Source organism: Paraburkholderia sp. RL17-373-BIF-A, from assembly GCF_046030175.1.
Lineage (GTDB): Bacteria > Pseudomonadota > Gammaproteobacteria > Burkholderiales > Burkholderiaceae > Paraburkholderia.
Map to the genome: position 1 here is coordinate 26,891 of NZ_JARESO010000056.1, position 20,448 is coordinate 47,338.

The following is a 20,448-nucleotide window of genomic DNA, read 5'->3' on the forward strand; positions in this document are numbered from 1 at the left end:
TGTCTCAGTCTGCGTAAGCCTCCAAAATCAACTAATGTCCCTGCCCGCAGCGACCGATATTCGTGGTCCGCAGCGCGCAGAGACAGTTCGTCACGAGAGACGCATTAGCGTTTCGCACTCACCATGGCAAGGAGTAGGTCTTCGTATTGGTAAAACTCTTCATCGCCTCCTGCACGCCTTCCTTGTAGCCGAGCCCCGAGTCCTTTACGCCGCCGAACGGGGTGAGCTCGAGCCGGTAACCCGGCACTTCGCGCACGTTCACACTCCCCGCCTCCAATTCGGTGATGAACCGCGTAATGTAATCGAAGCGGTTCGTGCAGACCGACGACGACAGCGCGTAGTCGGTGCAGTTGGACATGCGGATCGCTTCATCGATATTGGAAAAACGCATGATCGGCGACACGGGGCCGAATGTCTCGTGTTTGACGAGTGGCATATCGGGCGTGACACGATCGACGACGGTCGGTGAATAGAGCGCGCCGTCGCGACGATTGCCCGCGAGCAGTCGGGCGCCGCGCGACAACGCGTCGTTGACCTGGCGTTCGCAGAACTGCGCGGCAGCCTCGTCGATGACCGTTCCCATGTCCACCGAACTATCCGCCGGATTGCCATATCTCCACGCGCGAGTTTTGTCCACGACGAGGTCGGTGAAGCGATCGGCGACCGACTCGTGCACCAGCATGCGCTTGATTGCCGTGCAGCGTTGGCCGGAATTCTTATAAGAGCCCGACACGGCGAGTGAACTGGCTTCGTCGAGATCGGCGTCCTCCATCACAATGATCGGATCATTTCCGCCGAGTTCGAGCACCGCGCGACGGTAGCCCATGCGCGAGGCGATCGATTTGCCGATCGAGACGCCGCCGGTAAAGGTAATGAGATCGATTGCGGGGTTTGTGATCAACTCGTCGGCGATGACGCGAGGGTCGCCCGTCAACACCTGGAGCATCTGCACGGGCAAACCGGCTTCATAGAGAATGTCCGCAAGCAGATAGCAGGACAGCGGCACTTTCTCCGATGGTTTGACCACGATCCGATTGTTCGTCGCAATCGACGGCACGATCTTGTGCGCGACCTGATTCATCGGGTGGTTGAACGGCGTAATCGCGGAGATTACACCGAGCAGCGGGTCCCTTTGCGTGTAGACACGCCGCTTCTTTCCGTGAGGTGTGAGGTCGCAAGAAAAAATCTGACCATCGTCTTTCAGCACCTCGCCGGCGCCGAACACCAGCACGTCGGCCACGCGGCCGGCCTCATACGTCGAATCCTTCCAGCACAGGCCGGCTTCCGCCGTGATCACTGCGGCGATCTCTTCCGTGCGCGCGCGCACTGCATCGGCTGCGCGCCTCAGGATCGCGGCGCGCTCATAACGGGTCAGCGCGGGACGATACGCGCGAGCGAATTCGAACGCATGACGCACGTCCTCTAGCGTGGCTTTCGGCACCGTGCCGACAAGCGTGCCGTCGTATGGGTTGCGCACTTCGATCACTTCGTCGCGAAAGATTTTTTCGCCGCCGATGCGCAGCGCTTCATGACGCACCTGCAATTGAGTTTTCGTTTCCGCAATGGCGTTCATTTCCGTTTCCCCGGTCATTGAAGGTGATTGAGTGCGATGTCGATGATGTCGAAGTTGCGCAGCCGTGCGCGCTGGGCGACCGACTTCGCGACCGGCTGGTTGAACAGAAGCGGCACGATCTGTTCGGCAAGGCCGCCATGCGAGCGCAGCGGCACGTCGAGGCCGGACAGATCGTGTTTGATGCGCCGGGTGCCGAGCACCACATCGCGTGTCGAGATCACGATGAGATCGCCCATGCGCGCGGGAGGTAGCTCGAAACGTGCGCAGCCTTCGGCGCCCGTCAGCACCAGTTCGATGCCGGGTTCCGCTGCAAGCCGTCGGCGCATCTCTTCGATATCGACTGAAGGGGGCAGGTAGACGGTCGCGAACGATCCAAGCGCGCCGTGATGCACGACGTACGGGTCGGTGATCGGCAGGATCACGCGGGCGGCGTCGTTGCCGAGCCACTCGTCAAAGCGTTCCTGAAGATAGATCACGTTGGGCTCGCCGTCTTCGTTGTGCTTCGCGTTCATGCCGTGATCGGCCGTGATCGCGACAATCGCCCCCAGCTCGTCGAGCCGTCGCAGATAGCCGTCCATCATCTGGTAGAACGCGTTCGCACCGGCTGTGCCCGGCGCGCATTTGTGCTGGACGTAGTCGGTGGTCGACAGATACATCAGGTCGATTGCACGGGTTTCGAGCAGACGCACACCGGCCGCGAAGACGAATTCCGACAGCTCGGCGCTATACACGCTCGGCACCGGCTTGCCGACCAACTCCAGCAGATTGTCGATGCCGTTTTCCTCGATCGTCGCCTCGTCGGCTTTCTCCGCCGAGAAGCACACGCCCGCGAGATCCTTACCAAGCAGGCGGCGCAGTTTGTCTTTTGCGGTCACCACCGCGACGTGCGCACCCTTTTCGGCGAAACCGGCCAGCACGGTCGGGGCGACGAGGTACTTCGGGTCGTTCATCAACACCTCGGTGCCGCTGTCGCGATCGAAAAAGTAGTTGCCGCTAATGCCATGCACAGCGGGCGGCACGCCGGTCACGATCGACAGATTGTTCGGGTTCGTGAAGCTCGGCACGACACACTCACCCTTGAGCGCAGTGCCGGAATCCAGCAGTTTGCCGAGAAACGGCGCAACGCCCGCCGCTGCCGCCATCTCCAGATATTCATATGCGCAGCCGTCCACACAGACCACGACGACGGGTCGATGCATCCAGTTGTAGCTGCGGCCGTTCACTTCGATGGAAACCGGTGTTTCGCTCATGACGTGTCCTCTGGGCTAGGGTAAGTCGGGTGTTGTGGATGAGGCGTTATGTGGCAAAGTGTGGCAATACTTGACATTAAAATTGATGCTTTGTAGATTGTCAACAACAGACAACATTCTCGAGTCCACAAACAGCAGTCGTCACGAAGCTCGCAATAGGCAGTAGTCCCGCAGCACCGGTCGTTTTCGTCGCTGGCCGCGACGCCACTTTCTCAAGGGGTCTGGAAATGAAGGAAAAGCAGGGGTTGAACGGTTGCAGCAATCGTCTGAGCGTGGCGCTGCGTTGGCTCGTTGCCGCCGCCGTCACGCTCGGCGCGGTTCAGTTCGCGCATGCAAAAACACAGTTGCTCGTCTATACGGCGCTCGAGGACGAGGCCATGAAGCCGTATAAGGACGCTTTCGAAAAAGCCAATCCAGATATCGAAATCCGCTGGGTGCGCGATTCGACCGGCGCTGTCACCGCCAAGCTGCTCGCCGAAAAGAGCAATCCGCGCGCCGACGTGGTGCTCGGACTCGCGGCATCCAGTCTCACGCTGCTCGATCTGCAGGGAATGCTGATGCCGTACGCGCCGAAGGGCTTCGACAGCCTGACGCGCAAATACAGCGACGCCAACACGCCGCCGCACTGGGTGGGCATGGACGTCTGGGGCGCGACAGTCTGCTACAACCGCGTCGAAGCGGAAAAGCGCCACCTGCCTAAGCCGACTTCGTGGGAAGACCTGACTAAGCCCGTCTACAAAGGGATGATCGTGATGCCGAGCCCGGTGTCGTCCGGCACGGGTTATCTGGACGTGACGTCATGGCTGCAAACGTTCGGCGACGACAAAGGCTGGAAGTACATGGACGCGCTGGACAAAAACGTCGCGCAATACGTCCACTCGGGATCGAAGCCCTGCACGCTGGCGGGCACCGGCGAGTTTCCGATCGGTATCTCGTTCGAATTCCGTGGACACGAATTGCAGGCCCAGGGCGCGCCGATCGACCTGATCTTCCCGAAGGAAGGGCTCGGCTGGGATATGGAAGCGACCGGCATCATGAAGACCACCAAGCAGCCGGACGCGGCCAAAAAGCTCGCGGACTTCATGGCCAGCAAGGAAGCCAATGAAATTACCGCGCAATGGTGGGCGATCGTTGCCTACCCCGGTGTCGCGAAGAAGCTCTCCGGCATACCTGAAAACTATTCGGAACTTCTGGTGAAGAACGATTTCACGTGGTCGGCGAAGAACCGCGACGCGATTCTCGGCGACTGGCAGAAGCGCTACGGCAGCAAGGAGCAGAAGTGAGGGCGGATTCAGCCGGGTCTTGACGAATGCCGGGCGCGCCGCGCGCGCGTCCCAATCGATACGGTGAAGCAGCGCTCGGCGGTGCATCGCCGCCATGCAGGCAGGGCAAGCGGAGGAGCATATGACAGCGTATTTGAGCGTGCAGAGCGTTTACAAGCGGTTCAACGACACGCCGGTTCTGGAGGACATCAATCTTGGCGTGAAGAAGGGCGAAATGCTCTGCTTCCTCGGGCCGTCGGGATGTGGCAAGACCACTTTGCTGCGCATTATCGCCGGACTGGAAACGCAGAGCGCCGGCCAGATCATGCAGGACGGCCGCGATATTTCGCGGCTCCCGCCGCAGCTTCGCGACTATGGCATCGTCTTTCAGTCGTATGCGCTGTTCCCGAACCTGACCATCTTCGACAACGTGGCCTATGGTCTCGTGAATCGCAAGATGAAGCGCGCGGCGATCGCCGATCGGGTGAACGAGCTGCTCGCGCTGGTGGGCTTGCCCGATGTGCAGCGCAAACATCCGAACCAGCTATCGGGTGGCCAGCAGCAGCGTATCGCGTTGGCGCGCGCGCTGGCCACGTCGCCGGGATTGCTTCTGCTCGACGAGCCGCTCTCGGCGCTGGATGCGCGCGTGCGTGTGCGGTTGCGTCAGGAAATCCGCCAGTTACAGCAGCGGCTCGGCGTGACCACGATCATGGTCACGCACGACCAGGAAGAAGCGCTTTCCATGGCCGATCGGATCGTGGTGATGAATCATGGCGTGATCGAGCAGATCGGCACGCCACACGAAATCTATCGCGAACCGGCGTCGCCGTTCGTTGCCGACTTCATTGGCAAGGTCAACCTGATTCCCGCCGAGGTGACGCTCGACGGCAGTCTTAAAGCCGGCTCCGTCGCGCTGCGCTACGGGTGCGGAACGGAGCGAGCACTGCTCGGTTCGAAGGTCTCAGCTTTCGTGCGCCCTGAGGACATTCATATCAGCGCACCGGGCAGCGCAGCGGACAATCTGCTACCGGCCTCCGTGGAGAAGCTGGAATTTCTCGGCGCGTTCTGCCGGGTCAGCTTCAAGGTGGACGGACTAGGCGGGCAGGAGATCGTCGCTGATCTGTCGTTTCATGAAATGCATCGCACGAGTCTGCGGGCAGGCGCGCGCTTCAATCTGGCCATCAACCGCGAACACGTATGCGTGTTTTCCGCCGCGAAGGAGCGACTTCAATGAGTGCCGTTCTGATAGAGCGTCGCAGCGGCGACGAAAGTCACGCCGAGGTACGCCAGAAAAGCCATTGGCATGACCGTGTCGCGCAGTTGGCGCTCGTACTGATGTCCGCGTTCCTCGGCGTGTTTCTGCTATTGCCGCTTGCTCTGGTCGTCGGCAAATGTTTCGTCGATGCGGACGGTCACTTTGTTGGAATGGCCAATTTCACGGGCTATCTGGTGGATTCAGGCGTATGGACATCGACCTTGCATTCGGTCACGGTCGCATGCCTGGTGACGGCAATCGTGATTCCCATGGCTTTCACGTTTGCGTACGCGCTAACCCGTTCATGCATGCCGATGAAGAACGCCGTCCGCACGATTGCGCTACTGCCGCTGCTCGCGCCGACGTTGCTCTCCGCAGTGTCGTTCATCTACTGGTTCGGCAACTCGGGCATTCTGAAACCGTTGCTGCAAGGCCATTCCATCTACGGGCTGCCGGGGATCGTCTGCAGTCTGGTCTATGCCGCATTTCCTCATGTGCTGATGATTCTCGTGACGGCACTGTCGCTATCCGATGGCCGTCTATATGAGGCCGCGGACGCGATGGGCACACGCCGCGCGCGCAAGTTCTTCACGATTACGTTGCCGGGCGCGAAGTACGGGTTGATCAGCGCGACGATGGTGTCATTCACGATCTGCATCAACGACTTCGGCGTGCCGGTCGTCATCGGCGGACCCTATTCGGTGCTCTCCACCGACATCTACAAGCTCATCATCGGCTTGCAGGACTTCAACCGAAGCGCGGTGGTCAGCCTGCTTCTGCTCTGTCCGGCGCTGGTTGCGTTCGCCGTCGACTTCTTCATTCGGCGCAAGCAGCAATCGCAACTCGGCGCGCGCTCCACGCCTTATCAGCCGAAACCCGCGCGTGGATTCGACATGGCGATGCTCGGCTACTGCGGCGTTGTGTGCGGTTTGCTGCTGGCGGTGGTCGGTATTTCGGTGTTCGCCTCGTTCGTGAAGTTCTGGCCGTATCAGATGAGCCTCGGCTTGCAGCACTACAAGATGGGGCTGATCGGCGCGGGGATTTTCGATGCGTACAAGAACAGCCTGAAAATGGCCGCTTGCGTTGCGATTGGCGGCACCGTCATCGTGTTCGGCGGCGCGTATCTCGTCGAGAAGACGCGTGGGCCGCGCTGGTTGCGTGGCTTTATCAATCTGTGCGCGATTCTGCCGATGGGCGTGCCGGGACTCGTGCTCGGTATCAGCTACATCTTTCTGTTCAACTCGCCTGCCAATCCTTTGAACGGCCTGTACGGCACGCTCGCGTTGCTCGCTATCGTCACGGTTGTGCACTACTACTCGTCGAGTCACCTGACGGCGGTCACTGCGCTTCGTCAGATCGACAACGAGTTCGAGGCGGTCTCGGCATCCTTGAAAGTGCCTTTCTACAAGACGTTTTTGCGTGTCACCGTGCCAGTCTGCCTGCCGTCGATCCTGCAGATCGCGCGCTATCTGTTCGTCAACGGTATGACGACGGTGTCGGCGGTCGCGTTCCTTTATTCGCCGGACACGCAACCGGCCTCGGTTGCCATTCTCAATCTCGACGACGCTGGACAGATCGGACCGGCCGCGGCGATGGCCACGTTGGTCCTCGTGACGGCGGCATTTGCGTGCCTGCTGTTTGCCGGCGTGTCGCATGGCGTGTTGCGTAGAACCCAGGCATGGCGCACATCCCGCCGCGCCTGAAACAAATCTTCTATCAGAATCTACAAGGAGCTACCGTGAATCTGCCGTCCGCACCCATTCTGCTTACACCCGGTCCTCTCACGACTTCCGAGCGCACGCGTCAGGCAATGCTGCGTGACTGGGGATCGTGGGACGGCGACTTCAATCAGATCACCGCCCGTATCCGCCAGCAGACGCTGCGTATCGTGCATGGCGAAGACACGCATGAATGCGTGCCGTTGCAAGGTAGCGGCACTTTCTCCGTCGAAGCCGCGATCGGCACGCTGGTCCCGCGTGACGGTCAGGTACTGGTGCCAAACAACGGCGCGTATTGCCAGCGCATCGCGAAGATTTGCCGGGCGCTCGGTCGCCGTCACCAGACCATCGACTATTCTGAAGACACGCAGGTCGAAGCGATCGACGTTGATCGCGCGCTGGCGGCCGATCCGGGCATCACGCACGTCGCGCTCGTGCATTGCGAAACAGGCGCAGGGGTGCTCAATCCGCTCCACGAGATCGCCGAGGTTGTCGCGAAGCATGGACGCAGTCTGATCATCGACGCGATGAGTTCTTTCGGCGCAATCGACATCGACGCGCGCCGAACCCCGTTCGACGCCGTCGTGGCCGCTTCCGGAAAATGTCTGGAGGGCGTGCCCGGCATGGGATTCGTGATCATTCGCCGCAGCGTCCTGGAGCGCTGCGAGGGCAACAGCCCTTCGCTCGCGATGGATCTATATGACCAGTGGGTCTACATGAACCGCACGACACAATGGCGTTTTACGCCGCCCACGCACGTCGTGGCGGCACTCGATCAGGCCATTGCGCAATACGTGGAAGAGGGCGGCCTCGAAGCGCGTGGTGGCCGCTATGCAAGCAATTGCCGGGCGCTCATCGAAGGTATGGCCGAACTCGGTTTTCGGACCTTTCTCGATCCATCGATCCAGGCGCCGATCATCGTCACGTTTCATGCTCCCGACGATCCTAACTACGACTTCAAGACGTTCTACACGGAAGTGAAAAAGCGTGGCTACATTCTGTATCCGGGCAAGCTGACGCAGCTGGAAACATTCCGCGTCGGCTGTATTGGACACTTCGGCGAGTCCGGAATTCCGGGCGCGGTCGCGGCGATTGCCGACACGCTGAAAGCGATGGGAATCACGCGGGTGTCCGCGAAAGCGTTGGCCTGAACGAGCCGACGTGGAGGCTTCATTGCGCGTGAAACGCGAAGAAGCCTCCGACTTCGTGCCCGGAGTCAAACCGTTGTATCAATGTGAGCCATTTATGCGTCCCTTCTGGATTGAACAAGCACTCTTTGCCGATGGTTCATTGGCGCCCGCATTGCAAAGCGCCGCGACTGCCGACGTTTGCATTGTCGGCGGCGGCTTCACCGGTTTGTGGACTGCCATCCAGGCCAAGCAGAAAAAACCCGATCTCGAGATCGTGATCATCGAGAGCGATCTGTGTGGCGCGGGCGCAAGCGGCCGCAACGGCGGCTGTCTGCTCACGTGGTCGACCAAGTTCTTCACGCTGCGTCGTCTGTTCGGCGAAGCAGAAGCGATCCGTCTCGTGAAAGCGTCCGAAGCGGCTGTCGGGCGGATTCGCGACTTCTGTGTCGAGCATGCGATCGACGCCGAACTTCGGCTCGACGGCACGCTCTACACGGCGACTTCACGCGCGCAAATCGGCTTGCTCGATCCGGTCATAGCCGCGTTGAAGGAGCATGGCATCAACTCGTACCAACATCTCTCACCGGACGAAGTGGCGAGCCGGTCCGGATCCGCGCGCAATCTCGGCGGCGTGTATTCGCCGGTCGCCGCAACGGTTCATCCGGGCAAGCTCGTGCGCGGACTGCGCCGTGTCGCAATGGCAATGGGTATTCGCATTTTTGAACGGACGCCCATGCTCGACTTTGCCGCGGGTGACCGTGTGACCGTACGCACGCCGGCCGGCAGCGTGACTGCGCCGAAACTGGTGCTCGCGATCAATGCGTGGATGGCGAGCCGCTTCCGCCAGTTCGAACGCACGCTGGCAGTCGTCTCCAGCGACATGATCGTCACCGAGAAATGCCCCGAACTGCTGCATAGAATGGGCTTGAAGGATGGCGTGTCGGTGCTCGATTCGCGGATCTTCGTCTACTACTATCGCAGCACGCCGGACGGTCGACTGATGCTGGGCAAGGGCGGCAATACGTTTGCCTGGCGCGGCCGGATCGCGCCGGTGTTCGATCAACGCTCGCCTTATGAAACCGATCTGACGCGCGGTCTGCACGATTTTTTCCCGGCGCTGCGTGACGTGCCGGTGACGGCGAGTTGGAACGGGCCGTCGGATCGGTCGGTCACCGGCTTTCCATTTTTTGGGCGTCTGGAGAATGCGCCAAACGTGCTCTACGGCTTCGGCTATTCCGGCAACGGAGTGGGACCGACTTATATGGGCGGCCAGATTTTGTCGTCGCTGGTGCTCGAACTCGACAATGAGTGGGCGCGCAGTCCGTTGACAAACGGTCCTCTGGGCTATTTCCCGCCCGAACCGATTCGCTTCGTGGGCTCGATTACCGTGCGCGACGCCATTCGGCGCAAAGAGCGCGCGGAAGACGAAGACCGTCAGCCGTGGCTTGTCGATCGCTTACTCAGCAAGCTGGCCAACGCGGCCGGCAAGTCGGATAAAGCGTAGCGCAGCCGTTCAGTCTGTTTCAACTTTTGGCTGCCCCGCCCACGGATGCGGCCCACCGTTCGTGGGCACGCCGCATTCTGGCGAGGCCGTGGGCAACGTGTTCGCGCACGAGGGCGACCGCGCGCTCGGCGTCGCCTTTTGCGAGCGCGTTGACGATCTTCTCGTGTTCCGCGACCGACGTAGCCAGCGCGCTTTTTTCCGATTCGATGGCGGCCTGACGCAGCAGACCCAATTGGCGGACGAGATGCCGGTACGTTTCGATCAGATGCTGGTTGCCGACACCCGACACCATCGCGTCATGCAACTGGACATTCAATGTCGTGTACAAGGTGAGGTCGTGATCTTTCTTGGCCACCTTCATCGAAGCAATGATGCGTTTGAGCGTTGCAAGCGTTTCGGGTGTCATCCGTTCGGCCAACGAGCGGGCAACCGACTCGTCCAACATCGCGCGGACCTGGTAGATTTCTTCCGCCTCGCGCAGCGACAGCGCGCGCACCGTGACACCGCGGTTCTTTTCGGTTTTTAGCAAGCCCGCCTGTTCCAGCGCACGAAACGCTTCGCGCAATGGTCCGCGAGACACGTTTAGCCGGGCGGAAACTTCGACTTCGTTTAATTTCTCCCCCGGGGCGAATTCGCCAGAGACGATGCCGCGTTCGAGTGTTTCCTGGACAAGCGTGGCAAGGGAGTGCCGCTGCAGCAAGTCAATCGCGCTGGATGGGGTTGGCGTGGTCATTGATGAGCGGTTGGCAGCGGTGAATGGAGGGGCATATCTCAAGTCTCCTGAACATAGCGTGGCACGTTGTTTATTGTCAACAACCATCTGACGACAATTTTCTACTGACGCGTTCATCTTCGAAGATGTCGGCGTGACGGCCTGCAAGGGGGCTGCGCCGCGGCTCGCTCGCGGCATAGTTCGGCGAGATCGCGTCCTGTCACGAGACCGAGTTTGGCCGACACCGACTGGACCAGCATCGCCAGGACGTTGGTGCGGCCGCCACCCACAGCAGCGCGTAGCCGTAGCCGGCACCCGCCTGGTTTGATCCCAGACTGGCACGGCAGATGACTCCGGTGCGTATCGGGCGCACGCGAGGAAAGGCCCGAGACCTGTGCCAGGCGCTGGCGCCCCGGCACGATAATTTGCCAAGCGCGGGTTTGGCCCCATTGCCAGGCCCATCCGGTCCGCTTCTACAATCAGCCGTCGTCGCCGCGACTTTCAGGAATGTATGGAACACGGCACGAATCCCCCACTTGCAATTCAAGGGAGCCAAAAGAAATGAAGTTCCTTTTGCGGTTCTTTACGATCGTCCATGGGCTGATGGCTGCTCTCTTCGCCTGCGCGGCGCTGATGTTGATTGCGATTGCTGCTCGCATCGGTTCGACTGCATTTGCGAGTCAATGGGACCAGGCAAGCGCGCAATCCGTCATTGAAGCCGTGGGGCTGCTGGCTGGGGCCGTGGTCGCCTTGCAGATCGCCGAGACCATCGTAGAGGAAGAGGTCATACGGGAGGCTGACGTGAGCGCGCCGACGCGGGTACGACGTTTCATGTCGCGATTCTTAGTGGTTGTCGTCGTCGCGCTTGCCATCGAAGGGCTCGTGGCAACGTTCAAAGCGCTGCACCAGGATCCATCGCAGCTTCGGTATGCGGCCGGGCTGCTTGCTTCGACAGCCTTGCTTCTTGCCTCATGGGGGCTGTTCGTCCACCTGAATCGGTCCGCGGAAGAGTTAGAGCCGGAGGCCATGGAGGACGCGAAACGCGAAGACAAGAAAGTGCAATAGGCCAGTGCGGGATCTGCTGCCCGAATGCCCGCCGTGACACGAAGCGCCTGATTCGTACGGAAAAGCTTCTGTCACGGTGAGGCTGGTTTGTCGGGCGACCGCAATGGGGTCGGTAGACAGTGTGGCAGCAACCGGGCCACCAAGCGACTTTCAGTCAATCGCTCCAAAGCGGACATAGGGATGATGTGCAGACCATTCTCCGATATGTTGCTTTATGCATTTCATTTAATGGACTTGGCAGAAGTCAAAAATCGCGCAGCGATCTAATCCAATTCAATATATCTCTAGTTCTAGCTGCCGAGTTAACCGGCAGTCGTCGAAGTTAGGCCGACATCCGAACATGCGAGAGGAGAATCATGAGTAAAGTATTCGTCAACATTGGACTTAGCCTCGATGGCTACATGGCACCGGAAGGAATGACCATGGAGAATTGGGACACGCCTGAGTACAAGAGCTGGGGTGCCAAGTGGGGTGCGCTGATGGCGTGGATCCTCAATCAACAGTACTTCCGCGAGAACCTCAAGCTCGGACCAGGGGGAGAGACCGGCCCGGTCAATGACCTGCTTCGCAGCACCACGGAGCGCATCGGTGCCAACATTATGGGCAAGCGAATGTTCGACCAAGGCGAGCGCGCCTGGCCAGAGGAGGCTCCGTTTCACACACCGGTATACGTTCTTACCCATGAGAAACGCGAACCCTGGGTGCGCCCGGGTGAGACGACCTTCTACTTCATCAATGACGGGCCGGAGCGTGCTCTTGAGCTGGCTCGGGGATCCGCAGGCAGTCGTGATATTCGTATCGCTGGAGGAGCCGATGTGATCCAGCAGTACCTGACCATGGATGTTGTTGACGAGCTGGAAATCGCCTTGTCACCCGTGTTGTTCGGCGGTGGGCGGCGTCTCTTCGAGAACCTACGCGAGCCCGGGCCGCAGTTTCGCATCGACAAGGTCCTTGACGGCCCAGCTGCCACACACTTGCGCTATGTGCGTCAGTGAGGGCGGCCTGACAATCGGTTGTAGCGGGCGGTCCGCTGCGCGGCCCGCGGCTGAACCGGAGCGTTGGATGTCTGCTTCCCAATTGTTGAATTGACCGCTGTGGGGCCAATCACGGTCGGCCCTGATGCCGGTGACTGTGATGGCGCGGGGGAATGGTCGTCAACGCGCAGATGCAGTAAGCCAATGGCGGGACTGCCGATCACGCGCAATACGGGTATCGATACCTCGCACCTCGATCTTGTTAATTGTGAAGCAGCCCCCGCTTCGGCACGCTCTTCTGCGGCACTCGTTCGTCATCTGTGTTCCGGCGAATGCGCGTCATTTCGGCCTGAGGTGCAGATCGTTGCTCACGGATTGGACCCCCGGCACGCCGCGCGTCACGGCAAGCGCCATCTGAATCTGTACCTCTGAATCCACATAGCCTGACAACTGCACGACGCCTCGATACGTCGCGACGCTCATCGGCAACGATCTCAGCCCCGGGTCCGCGACGAGCGCCTGCTTCACCCGGGCGGCGAGCGCAGCGTCGTCAGTGGCGATCTCCCCCGGCGCGGTCACGGCAGGCGTCGTCGTCGTCGACTTGCAGCCGTTGATGAACACGAACGCGGGCAACGCGAACGCCGCGACGATCAGCAACCGGCTTTTGATGTATCGACCGTTTCGCATGTCGGTTATGACATCCCGATTCGTGCACAACGGGCGTCGTTCGGGTTGGCTTGGCAGGTAGACATGTGCGCTCTCCTTGAGTCCACCATGATAGTGCAGAGTGGTGAACTTTGACCGAGCCGACTTGCCTAAGTCTGTTCATGCTCCGAGCCGAGTTTGTTTTTCAGTTCGGCCGGTTCCGGCCGGTCGGCCTTGTCGCATGAATTGTCGACAATCGCACAACGCTTGTCCGATGAAGCGATGACGGTGACACAGCACTTCAATAGTGAGAGCGACATTCGCGTCGTCTAAATTGCACCCTTCGCATCGAAAAATTCGACATGGTACGATTGGCCGCCGTCATCCCTGCGTCTTGCCCACAATCATGCGCAACCTCGCCTATCTGCTTCTCTCGATCACGCTCGCCTCGCCGCTCTCGGCCCTGGCGCTCGGCACGGAAAATCCAGACTACGATCAATGCATCCTGCAATCGCTGGCGAACAGCCAAAGCAACATTGCGGCAAACGTGATCAGACGCTCGTGCGAAGCGCTCTACAGAAACGGCGCGCTGCTCTTGCCGCGCGAAAAGTCGTATCACGTGTGTGTTTTGCAGAATATGCAGAACGTGAGAGCCGCATATGCGGTTCAACAGATCCTGCGAGCATGCCAGCGCCAGAATCAGATGTGAGCCATGTCAGCCGGGATCGACAGCGCCAGACGGGGAAGGGACCCGCGAGAGGATTTTGAACGACCGCTATCGGCGGAATCGAAGGTCTGATGAGGGTCGGCTTTTGCCGATGACGCCGCCACAACAACTGCAGGGCACCCAACCCCACCAGACGTAGCAGCAGGGCCCCTAATGCCACGGAAGCTGGTGGTCGGGCGGGTTATGGCCGCCTCCGCAGTCGCCGGCTCAGTTGCCGCGAAGCGACTTTTATCCGTGCCCTGTCACGAATTTTTTCGTCGCGTGATAGCCGTGCCTTGTTGCATCGGCAACGGCATGACCGGCCTTCTTCGTACCGTGGCCGACCTCGTGCGCGGCATCGCGCACAGCATGGCCGCTCTTCTTTCCTGCCGTCTTGACATCGTTCTTGAACTCGTGAGCGCCTGTTGCCAGGCTCGCATACGCCAGCGGGCTAAGCAGGGTCAACGCAAACAGAATGATCGAAATTTTCGTCTTCTTCATTACTTTAGTTTTCCCACATAAGTTTGGTACGCACGATAGTCAGCCGGACAGCTTGAGAACGCCGCTCCCGTACAGGATGGCCGCGCCCCGCCCGCTGGTCAGCAGACGCCCGCCATGGATAGCGAGAAACCGTTCATGCTCACACCCGGGCCTGTAATTACCGGCAGCGTCTGAGTGCCCGCGCCCTTGGGGGCGACCTACCGCTCACGGCCCGCCCCGGTCCTTTGTATCTCCCGAAAACGGCCATTGGAAAGGCGCCTCAGGCCGATTCTATCGAGTTGCGTGGTCTCGTAGCCGGTAGATTATCAATGCGCCCTGCATATTCTCGCGCACCGCGACGCCACATCAATTGCGCAAACCGCATAACTTGTCCTACCTACCGCACTCACAGTGCTCAAAGGATCGGTGTGCCAGGGCAATCTACATTTGCACTGGCGATTTAACCGGTGGATGCAATAGTTTGCTGGAATCGAACGGCAGGAGTCCGCTTAGGACAAACGGCCCCATCTGAGCGGCGTAGAAACCGTCACTCGTCACGATCCGGTTCAGGTTCAAGTTCAACGACCGCGAGCTTTGCCGCGGTGTCGCCGATAACGCGGCTCCGATGTCCTCGTCCGGTCGTATCTTCAAGAAGCAGCGCATCGCCCTTACGGGCAGGTTGGCGTTCTCCGTCAGAGGCCTCGAACTCCATTTCCCCATCGAGAACGAATATCCACATGCGAAGCGGAGAGGGATGGAGATCACCGCTCCATGCGGCAGGTACCAGAAGGAAGCCGTTGCGTAAGGCAGGTAGAAATCTCGAAACGTTAAAAGCCGGCGCTGGCGGCGCAAAGTTACTTGTGGAAGTTTCGACGACTGCCGGCTCGAAATGCGATTCGCCAGCGGAGTCGGCATAGAGTCGCATGTAGTTCAGCGCAGAGGACATGGCGCATCTCCCTCTAAAATCCGTTTCGGGGATAGCTCAGTGTACAGCAGTCGAGATTGTACAAATGGCCCGTCCATGATCCGCGGCTGACACACCGCAGATGCGAGAAGCGACTATCGAAGTGTGCGTTGCGACCTTAGTCGCGAACGCGAGAATTTTGGAGGCTCTCGCGCATAGATGCTCGCTGCGGCCCACCAAGAGAAAGCTTCCAATACCTGGCATGGAAGTGACGACTACCCGAAAGGATCGATGTTCGACCGATGATCTTGTCAGCGATAGCCGATACACAATCGCGGTGCAGTGAAACGTCTCTGACGCGGCAGGAGTCGTTAGCTACGAATTCAAGTTGGAGCCCGCTTCTGAATACGCCCGGTGAAGCGCAAGCTTTAATTTTCACCGAGGCTAATGTACTTTCCGGGAAGGCGGCAGATCCGTGCAAAGGCCTTCATACAACTCGGCAGCCATACCGATCGATTCGCCGAGCGTCGGATGCGGGTGAATCGTCTTGCCGATATCCGTTGCGTCCGCACCCATTTCGACCGCGAGACAGACTTCGCTGATCAGGTCGCCCGCATTCAGACCGACAATCCCGCCGCCGATCACGCGATGCGTTTCCTCGTCGAACAGCAGCTTGGTGAAGCCTTCGTCGCGGCCGTTGGCGATTGCGCGGCCCGAAGCGGCCCACGGGAACACCGCCTTGCCGTACTTGATGCCTTCGGCCTTCAACTGGTCTTCCGTCTTGCCGGCCCAGACCACTTCCGGATCGGTGTAAGCCACCGACGGAATCTGCAGCGCGTCGAAGTACGCCTTCTCGCCGTGTGCGACTTCGGCGGCAAGCCACCGTCTCCATGCCCGTAGTCCATGGATTCCTTTGCGGTGTAGATCGAGCAACAATGACGCAGTTCGCCGAGCGCTCGGGCATCACGCCCGAGTTGCTGTCGCAGTGCGGCGCCCGTGTCACCCAAGAGCAGTTTTCGACGCTGTTTCCGGGGCCGATCCGCTTCGGTGCGGCCGGGACCAGCATTGCCTTCAACGCCGCCCTTCTGGATCTCCCGATCCGGCAACGCAAGTCCGACCTGAACACCTTCATCGCGCGGGCGCCTGAAGACTGGATCTTCGTCTCTTTCGGCGCGCAGATGATGTGCCACCGCGTCCGGCAGTACGTAACCGATTCTCTGCCGGAGATCCCGACCATCGAGGATGTCGCGCTTGAAGTGCATCGTTCCGTGCGTACGCTGTGCCGACGCCTTCGCCCCCTATGGCTGGATGTTGGGCAAACCGTTCCCGGAGGATGGCGCGGCGCCATCGTTCAGCAGCCCGTCTTCCGATTTCTGGCGCGAGCATTTGTTCGATGCCGGCGTGTCTGGAGATCCGGAGATTCTTTGGGTCAGATATCGCGATCGTCAACCCGAGGTGGCGAGACTCGAAGCGCATTGGCTGACCGAGCAGGCCGTCGTGCCGCTTACGGGTCCAATCGTTCAGATCGTCGCGATGTGTACTTCGGATGGACACCCCGACCTCGATTCACTGGCGGCATTCGAAGTGCCGATCGGCGAAGGAATCTGCATGCGGCCGCGCTGTTGGCATGCCACGCGTGCATTGCAGAGCGAAGTGACCTGCTTGATGCTGACGCGCCAGTCCACGACATTCGACCTGGCGGTTCATCTGCTGACAGGTGCGCCCGCCGGTGAAAGCGCGATCCGGCAGATTCCGCCTCATTGCGTTGTGGGCGCGTCTGGTCTCGAACAGATGCCTATATTTCGATGAAGTGTCCATCATCTCGCGCGGGGGCACCGCGTGATTCCCAGACGCCGCCGTGACGCTAGCAATGCTAGCCATCGCGGACTTGCCGGTCGAATCGACGCCACTGGCTTTCTGAAAAACCGCATGTGCATAGACGTCGGTTCGCTGGCTTTTTTCAGAACGGCCGTGCCGAAAATGATTAGCACTCCAGGCCTTCAGGATTCGCGCGCGGTGCCGAAAAGAGGGGGGAGACGGTGTGATAAGCGGGAATAAATTCTCCTTGAATCCTAAAAATTTCTCTTTAGAATTGGCGCTCTCAGTCAAACAGCCTGAGAGAGACTCGATACGTCGCCACTGCAGCGCTATTTGCGGCGGTTATCAAAAAAAGTTAAGTATCGGAAAAAATTGGTAATCAAAAATAAACCAGGCCTAACATCAGACAAAAGGAAAATGTCGCGCGCGTGACCAACGCGTGTCATAACCTCCCGGACTTTTTTAATTTATTTGCTATTCGTGAGCTGATGCGTGACGGGGATTCGCATCGACTTGCAACCATACCGGATACACGGCAACGGGCGGACCAGTAGGGCGCAGTCCGAAGTAATGCGCGTATTCGGTATTACCCTAAGGACGTAGTGCGAGTCCTTCGCTTTACAACTTATCCCCGCTATGTGTTGCACCTGAATCGAGTCAGGGGCGTGCTTCTGGACGCCTTGTCAAAACGTAATTCGAGTTCTCTTTATCTCGGGGATGTTCATGTCCAATAGTTTGCAGAAATGGGTCGGCCGCAATCGTCCGCCTCGCGTTCAGATCACGTACGACGTCGAACTCGGCGGCGCTATCGAGAAGCGTGAATTGCCGATGGTCGTCGGGCTGATGGCCGATCTTTCCGGCCACCCGGCCACGCCGCTGCCTAAGCTGAAAGAGCGCCGCTTTGTCGATGTCGACCGCGACAACTTCGACGAGATCATGGGCAAGATCGAACCGCGCCTCGAGCTGTCGGTGCCGGACACGATGAAAGGCGAAGGTAATCTGAAGGTCGAGCTGAAGTTTCAGCAGTTCGCCGACTTTCATCCGGAAAGCCTCGTGCGTCAGGTGCCGCGTTTGGCCAAGCTGCTCGAAGCGCGTCAGCAATTGCGCGATCTGCTTGCCAAGCTCGATGGCAACGACGAACTCGATTCGATGCTGGAGCGCATCGTTCAGAACTCGGAAGAACTGAAGAAGCTGAAGAGCCAGGCCTACGTCGGCGATGCGCCGGCGGCCACGGCGGCCCAGGCAAGCGCAGTCACACCGACGACGGAAGACACCCCGTCCGAGTGACGGCCAATTTTCAGCGTCGCTGAAGCGACACTCCTCTCAGGACTGACCCAGATGGAAACGAATATCTCCGCCGAAGCCGCGGGCGCACACGCCGGCACGCAAGTCGCCGAGCTGAGCCTGCTCGAGCGCATCGTTCAGGAAGGCAACATGGCCGTCGAGCCGTCGCAAGGCGGCTACGCGAGAAAGCTCATCGGCCAGCTCGCCTCGCAGATTCTCGACGAAGGCATGCGCACGAGCCCGGACAAGGGCGTCGTGGCAATGATCAACGAACGCGTCGCCGAAATCGACAAGCTGCTGACCGACCAGCTCAACGCGATCATGCACGACTCGGCCTATCAGGGACTGGAAGCGTCGTGGTACGGCCTGCACGACATGGTGTTCGGCACCGAGACCGGTACGAACCTGAAGCTGCGACTGCTCAACGTCACGAAGAAGGAACTGCACAAGGACCTCGAGACGGCTGTCGACCACGACATGAGCGTGCTGTTCAAGAAGATCTACGAAGAAGAGTACGGCACGTTCGGCGGCCACCCGTTCTCGCTGCTGGTCGGCGACTATTCGTTCGGCCGTCATCCGCAAGACATGGCGTTGCTCGAGCGCATCTCGCGCGTGGCCGCCGCGGCGCATGCGCCGTTCATCGCCGCTGCCGCACCGAGCCTGTTCGACCTGAAGTCGTACACCGAACTCGGCGTGGCGCGCGACCTGTCGAAGACGTTTGAAAGCGCTGAACTGGCCGCCTGGCGCAGCTTCCGCGAATCGGAAGACTCGCGTTACGTGTCGCTCGTATTGCCGAGCTACGCGGCGCGTCTGCCGTACGGCGCGAAGACCAACCCGGTCGAATCGTTCGGTTTCGAAGAGGACGTCGACGGCACGGATCACAGCAAGTACCTGTGGGCGAACTCCGCCTATCAACTGGGTCTGCGCATCACCGACGCCTACGCGAAGTACAGCTGGGCCACGGCGATTCGCGGCGTGGAAGGCGGCGGCAAGGTCGACGGTATTGCGGCGCATGCGTACAAGACGAATGAAGGCGACATCACGCTGAAGTGCCCCACGGAAGTCACGATCACCGATCGCCGCGAGAAGGAACTGAGCGATCTCGGCTTTATCGCGCTGGTCAACTCGAAGGGCTCGGACTTCGCGACCTTCTTCGGCGGCCAGACGGTCAACAAGCCGAAGGCCTACAACAAGGACGAAGCCAACGCCAACGCGCAACTTTCCGCGCGTCTGCCGTTCGTGCTGGCCGCGTCGCGCTTCGCGCATTACATCAAGGTGATCATGCGCGACAAAGTGGGCAGCTTCCAGACCCGCGCCGATGTCGAGACCTATCTGAACAACTGGATTGCAGGGTACGTGCTGATCAACGCGTCGGCCTCGCATGAGCAGAAGGCGCGCTATCCGCTCGGCCAGGCTCGCGTGGACGTGACCGAAGTACCGGGCAAGCCCGGTGCGTATCGCGCCACGTGTTTCCTGAAGCCGCACTTCCAGATGGAAGAGCTGACGGCCTCGATCCGCCTCGTGGCGGATCTGCCGGGCGCGGCTGCTTAATCGTCGATGTATGACGCGCGCCACGCGCGCGTCATACCGCTTTCATTCACCTATCTGATTCAGGCAAGTTATGGATACCATCATCCTGCAATTCAAGGACGTCAAGGGCAACTCGCTGATCGACGGCTTCAAGGACGGCATTCAGCTGACGTCGTTCTCGCAAAGCGTGGCGATCACGATGAACCCCGACACGTCGAACACCGAGCGCACGCTCGGCCGTCCGTCGTTCAGCGAATTCAATCTGAGCAAGGACACCGATCAGTCGACGCCCGCGCTGTACGCCGCCTGTACGGCCGGCACGAAGCTCGGCAACGCGACGATCTCGATCGGCCGTAACGAAGGCGGCAAGTTCATGCTGCAAATGAAGTACGTGCTGACCAACGCGATGATTGCGAACATCACCACGAGCGGTGGCGGCTCGAGCATGATGGACTCGTTCACCATCAACTTCACGGCAATGACCTCGCAATACACCCAGCAGAACGCGGATTCGACGCTGGCCGGCACCGCGCCGTTCGGCTGGGATCTGACCACCAACAAGGCGATCAGCCCCGCTGCGTAACGCTTCGCCGCCCGCCGCGAGGCGGGCGTTTTCGCTCTGTCAGGGTTCAACCGGT

General features: G+C 59.9%; 18 protein-coding genes and 2 pseudogenes. 12 read left to right on the forward strand and 8 right to left on the reverse strand.

Going from position 1 to position 20,448, the window contains the following annotated elements:
* Positions 1–118 precede the first annotated feature (118 nt).
* Positions 119–1,573: a phosphonoacetaldehyde dehydrogenase gene (phnY, locus tag P0D80_RS39390; RefSeq protein ID WP_408291821.1), complete on the reverse strand. Its 1,455-nt coding sequence runs from the start codon at positions 1,571–1,573 to the stop codon at positions 119–121.
* 14 nt (positions 1,574–1,587) lie between these two features.
* The gene (gene phnA, locus P0D80_RS39395) at positions 1,588–2,823 is read right to left on the reverse strand and encodes a phosphonoacetate hydrolase (RefSeq protein WP_408291823.1); all 1,236 of its coding nucleotides are present in this window, start codon (positions 2,821–2,823) and stop codon (positions 1,588–1,590) included.
* A gap of 227 nt (positions 2,824–3,050) precedes the next feature.
* Here phnA and P0D80_RS39400 point away from each other — a divergent pair, with 227 nt between their 5' ends.
* The 5 genes from P0D80_RS39400 to P0D80_RS39420 all read left to right on the forward strand — a co-directional run bounded on the left by P0D80_RS39400 (position 3,051) and on the right by P0D80_RS39420 (position 9,692).
* Positions 3,051–4,106, forward strand: a complete 1,056-nt coding sequence (locus tag P0D80_RS39400) for a putative 2-aminoethylphosphonate ABC transporter substrate-binding protein (RefSeq protein WP_408291825.1) — start codon at positions 3,051–3,053, stop codon at positions 4,104–4,106.
* A gap of 121 nt (positions 4,107–4,227) precedes the next feature.
* The gene (locus P0D80_RS39405) at positions 4,228–5,319 is read left to right on the forward strand and encodes a putative 2-aminoethylphosphonate ABC transporter ATP-binding protein (RefSeq protein ID WP_408179468.1); all 1,092 of its coding nucleotides are present in this window, start codon (positions 4,228–4,230) and stop codon (positions 5,317–5,319) included.
* Positions 5,316–7,043, forward strand: a complete 1,728-nt coding sequence (locus P0D80_RS39410; protein WP_408291828.1) for a putative 2-aminoethylphosphonate ABC transporter permease subunit — start codon at positions 5,316–5,318, stop codon at positions 7,041–7,043. The genes P0D80_RS39405 and P0D80_RS39410 overlap by 4 nt, the downstream gene beginning before the upstream one ends.
* 35 nt (positions 7,044–7,078) lie before the next feature.
* Entirely contained in the window at positions 7,079–8,209 is a 1,131-nt protein-coding gene (locus tag P0D80_RS39415) for a 2-aminoethylphosphonate--pyruvate transaminase (RefSeq protein WP_408291830.1), read from the forward strand.
* 94 nt (positions 8,210–8,303) lie between these two features.
* A complete protein-coding gene (locus P0D80_RS39420; RefSeq protein WP_408291832.1) occupies positions 8,304–9,692 on the forward strand; it encodes an FAD-dependent oxidoreductase in 1,389 nt (462 codons plus the stop codon).
* A gap of 19 nt (positions 9,693–9,711) precedes the next feature.
* Here P0D80_RS39420 and P0D80_RS39425 read toward each other — a convergent pair whose 3' ends face one another.
* Both P0D80_RS39425 and P0D80_RS39430 read right to left on the reverse strand, forming a co-directional pair.
* Positions 9,712–10,425, reverse strand: a complete 714-nt coding sequence (locus P0D80_RS39425; protein WP_408179569.1) for a phosphonate utilization associated transcriptional regulator — start codon at positions 10,423–10,425, stop codon at positions 9,712–9,714.
* Between the two features lie 164 nt (positions 10,426–10,589).
* Positions 10,590–10,726: pseudogene (locus tag P0D80_RS39430) on the reverse strand (divalent metal cation transporter); the annotation flags it as partial.
* A 239-nt stretch (positions 10,727–10,965) separates the two neighbouring features.
* On the opposite strand from P0D80_RS39430, the gene P0D80_RS39435 reads away from it, so the two are divergent.
* Together P0D80_RS39435 and P0D80_RS39440 are read left to right on the forward strand one after the other, a co-directional pair.
* Positions 10,966–11,469, forward strand: a complete 504-nt coding sequence (locus tag P0D80_RS39435) for a hypothetical protein (protein ID WP_132381140.1) — start codon at positions 10,966–10,968, stop codon at positions 11,467–11,469.
* A gap of 356 nt (positions 11,470–11,825) precedes the next feature.
* Positions 11,826–12,464, forward strand: a complete 639-nt coding sequence (locus tag P0D80_RS39440; RefSeq protein WP_408291835.1) for a dihydrofolate reductase family protein — start codon at positions 11,826–11,828, stop codon at positions 12,462–12,464.
* A gap of 318 nt (positions 12,465–12,782) precedes the next feature.
* Here P0D80_RS39440 and P0D80_RS39445 read toward each other — a convergent pair whose 3' ends face one another.
* Complete coding sequence (locus P0D80_RS39445) at positions 12,783–13,130, reverse strand: BON domain-containing protein (protein WP_408291837.1); 348 nt, start codon at positions 13,128–13,130, stop codon at positions 12,783–12,785.
* Between the two features lie 364 nt (positions 13,131–13,494).
* On the opposite strand from P0D80_RS39445, the gene P0D80_RS39450 reads away from it, so the two are divergent.
* Positions 13,495–13,797 (forward strand): VF_A0006 family four-cysteine protein, encoded by a 303-nt coding sequence (locus tag P0D80_RS39450; protein WP_408179462.1) that lies wholly within the window; start codon positions 13,495–13,497, stop codon positions 13,795–13,797.
* Positions 13,798–14,043: 246 nt separating this feature from the next.
* Here the strand turns inward: P0D80_RS39450 and P0D80_RS39455 are convergent, their stop codons facing one another.
* From P0D80_RS39455 to P0D80_RS39465, 3 genes and pseudogenes are all read right to left on the reverse strand, one after another.
* Entirely contained in the window at positions 14,044–14,295 is a 252-nt protein-coding gene (locus tag P0D80_RS39455; protein WP_408179461.1) for a hypothetical protein, read from the reverse strand.
* Positions 14,296–14,821: 526 nt separating this feature from the next.
* Complete coding sequence (locus P0D80_RS39460; protein WP_408291840.1) at positions 14,822–15,220, reverse strand: cupin domain-containing protein; 399 nt, start codon at positions 15,218–15,220, stop codon at positions 14,822–14,824.
* 402 nt (positions 15,221–15,622) lie between these two features.
* Positions 15,623–16,057, reverse strand: a pseudogene (locus P0D80_RS39465) (oxidoreductase dimerization domain-containing protein); the annotation flags it as partial.
* 429 nt (positions 16,058–16,486) lie between these two features.
* On the opposite strand from P0D80_RS39465, the gene P0D80_RS39470 reads away from it, so the two are divergent.
* The 4 genes from P0D80_RS39470 (at position 16,487) to P0D80_RS39485 (ending at position 20,393) form a co-directional block, all read left to right on the forward strand.
* Positions 16,487–16,987, forward strand: coding sequence for an ureidoglycolate lyase (locus P0D80_RS39470; protein WP_408291855.1), 501 nt, complete (start codon positions 16,487–16,489; stop codon positions 16,985–16,987).
* Positions 16,988–17,719: 732 nt separating this feature from the next.
* Positions 17,720–18,283: a type VI secretion system contractile sheath small subunit gene (tssB, locus tag P0D80_RS39475; RefSeq protein WP_408183456.1), complete on the forward strand. Its 564-nt coding sequence runs from the start codon at positions 17,720–17,722 to the stop codon at positions 18,281–18,283.
* Between the two features lie 51 nt (positions 18,284–18,334).
* Complete coding sequence (gene tssC, locus P0D80_RS39480; protein WP_408183457.1) at positions 18,335–19,831, forward strand: type VI secretion system contractile sheath large subunit; 1,497 nt, start codon at positions 18,335–18,337, stop codon at positions 19,829–19,831.
* A gap of 70 nt (positions 19,832–19,901) precedes the next feature.
* Positions 19,902–20,393, forward strand: a complete 492-nt coding sequence (locus P0D80_RS39485) for an Hcp family type VI secretion system effector (protein WP_408183459.1) — start codon at positions 19,902–19,904, stop codon at positions 20,391–20,393.
* Positions 20,394–20,448 lie beyond the last annotated feature (55 nt).

Coding starts and splice junctions, on each gene's coding strand:
- phnY (WP_408291821.1), bottom strand. CDS start 1,573: ATGAACGCCATTGCGGAAACGAAAACTCAATTGCAGGTGCGTCATGAA.
- phnA (WP_408291823.1), bottom strand. CDS start 2,823: ATGAGCGAAACACCGGTTTCCATCGAAGTGAACGGCCGCAGCTACAAC.
- P0D80_RS39400 (WP_408291825.1), top strand. CDS start 3,051: ATGAAGGAAAAGCAGGGGTTGAACGGTTGCAGCAATCGTCTGAGCGTG.
- P0D80_RS39405 (WP_408179468.1), top strand. CDS start 4,228: ATGACAGCGTATTTGAGCGTGCAGAGCGTTTACAAGCGGTTCAACGAC.
- P0D80_RS39410 (WP_408291828.1), top strand. CDS start 5,316: ATGAGTGCCGTTCTGATAGAGCGTCGCAGCGGCGACGAAAGTCACGCC.
- P0D80_RS39420 (WP_408291832.1), top strand. CDS start 8,304: ATGCGTCCCTTCTGGATTGAACAAGCACTCTTTGCCGATGGTTCATTG.
- P0D80_RS39425 (WP_408179569.1), bottom strand. CDS start 10,425: ATGACCACGCCAACCCCATCCAGCGCGATTGACTTGCTGCAGCGGCAC.
- P0D80_RS39435 (WP_132381140.1), top strand. CDS start 10,966: ATGAAGTTCCTTTTGCGGTTCTTTACGATCGTCCATGGGCTGATGGCT.
- P0D80_RS39440 (WP_408291835.1), top strand. CDS start 11,826: ATGAGTAAAGTATTCGTCAACATTGGACTTAGCCTCGATGGCTACATG.
- P0D80_RS39445 (WP_408291837.1), bottom strand. CDS start 13,130: ATGCGAAACGGTCGATACATCAAAAGCCGGTTGCTGATCGTCGCGGCG.
- P0D80_RS39450 (WP_408179462.1), top strand. CDS start 13,495: ATGCGCAACCTCGCCTATCTGCTTCTCTCGATCACGCTCGCCTCGCCG.
- P0D80_RS39455 (WP_408179461.1), bottom strand. CDS start 14,295: ATGAAGAAGACGAAAATTTCGATCATTCTGTTTGCGTTGACCCTGCTT.
- P0D80_RS39460 (WP_408291840.1), bottom strand. CDS start 15,220: ATGTCCTCTGCGCTGAACTACATGCGACTCTATGCCGACTCCGCTGGC.
- P0D80_RS39470 (WP_408291855.1), top strand. CDS start 16,487: ATGTTGGGCAAACCGTTCCCGGAGGATGGCGCGGCGCCATCGTTCAGC.
- tssB (WP_408183456.1), top strand. CDS start 17,720: ATGTCCAATAGTTTGCAGAAATGGGTCGGCCGCAATCGTCCGCCTCGC.
- tssC (WP_408183457.1), top strand. CDS start 18,335: ATGGAAACGAATATCTCCGCCGAAGCCGCGGGCGCACACGCCGGCACG.
- P0D80_RS39485 (WP_408183459.1), top strand. CDS start 19,902: ATGGATACCATCATCCTGCAATTCAAGGACGTCAAGGGCAACTCGCTG.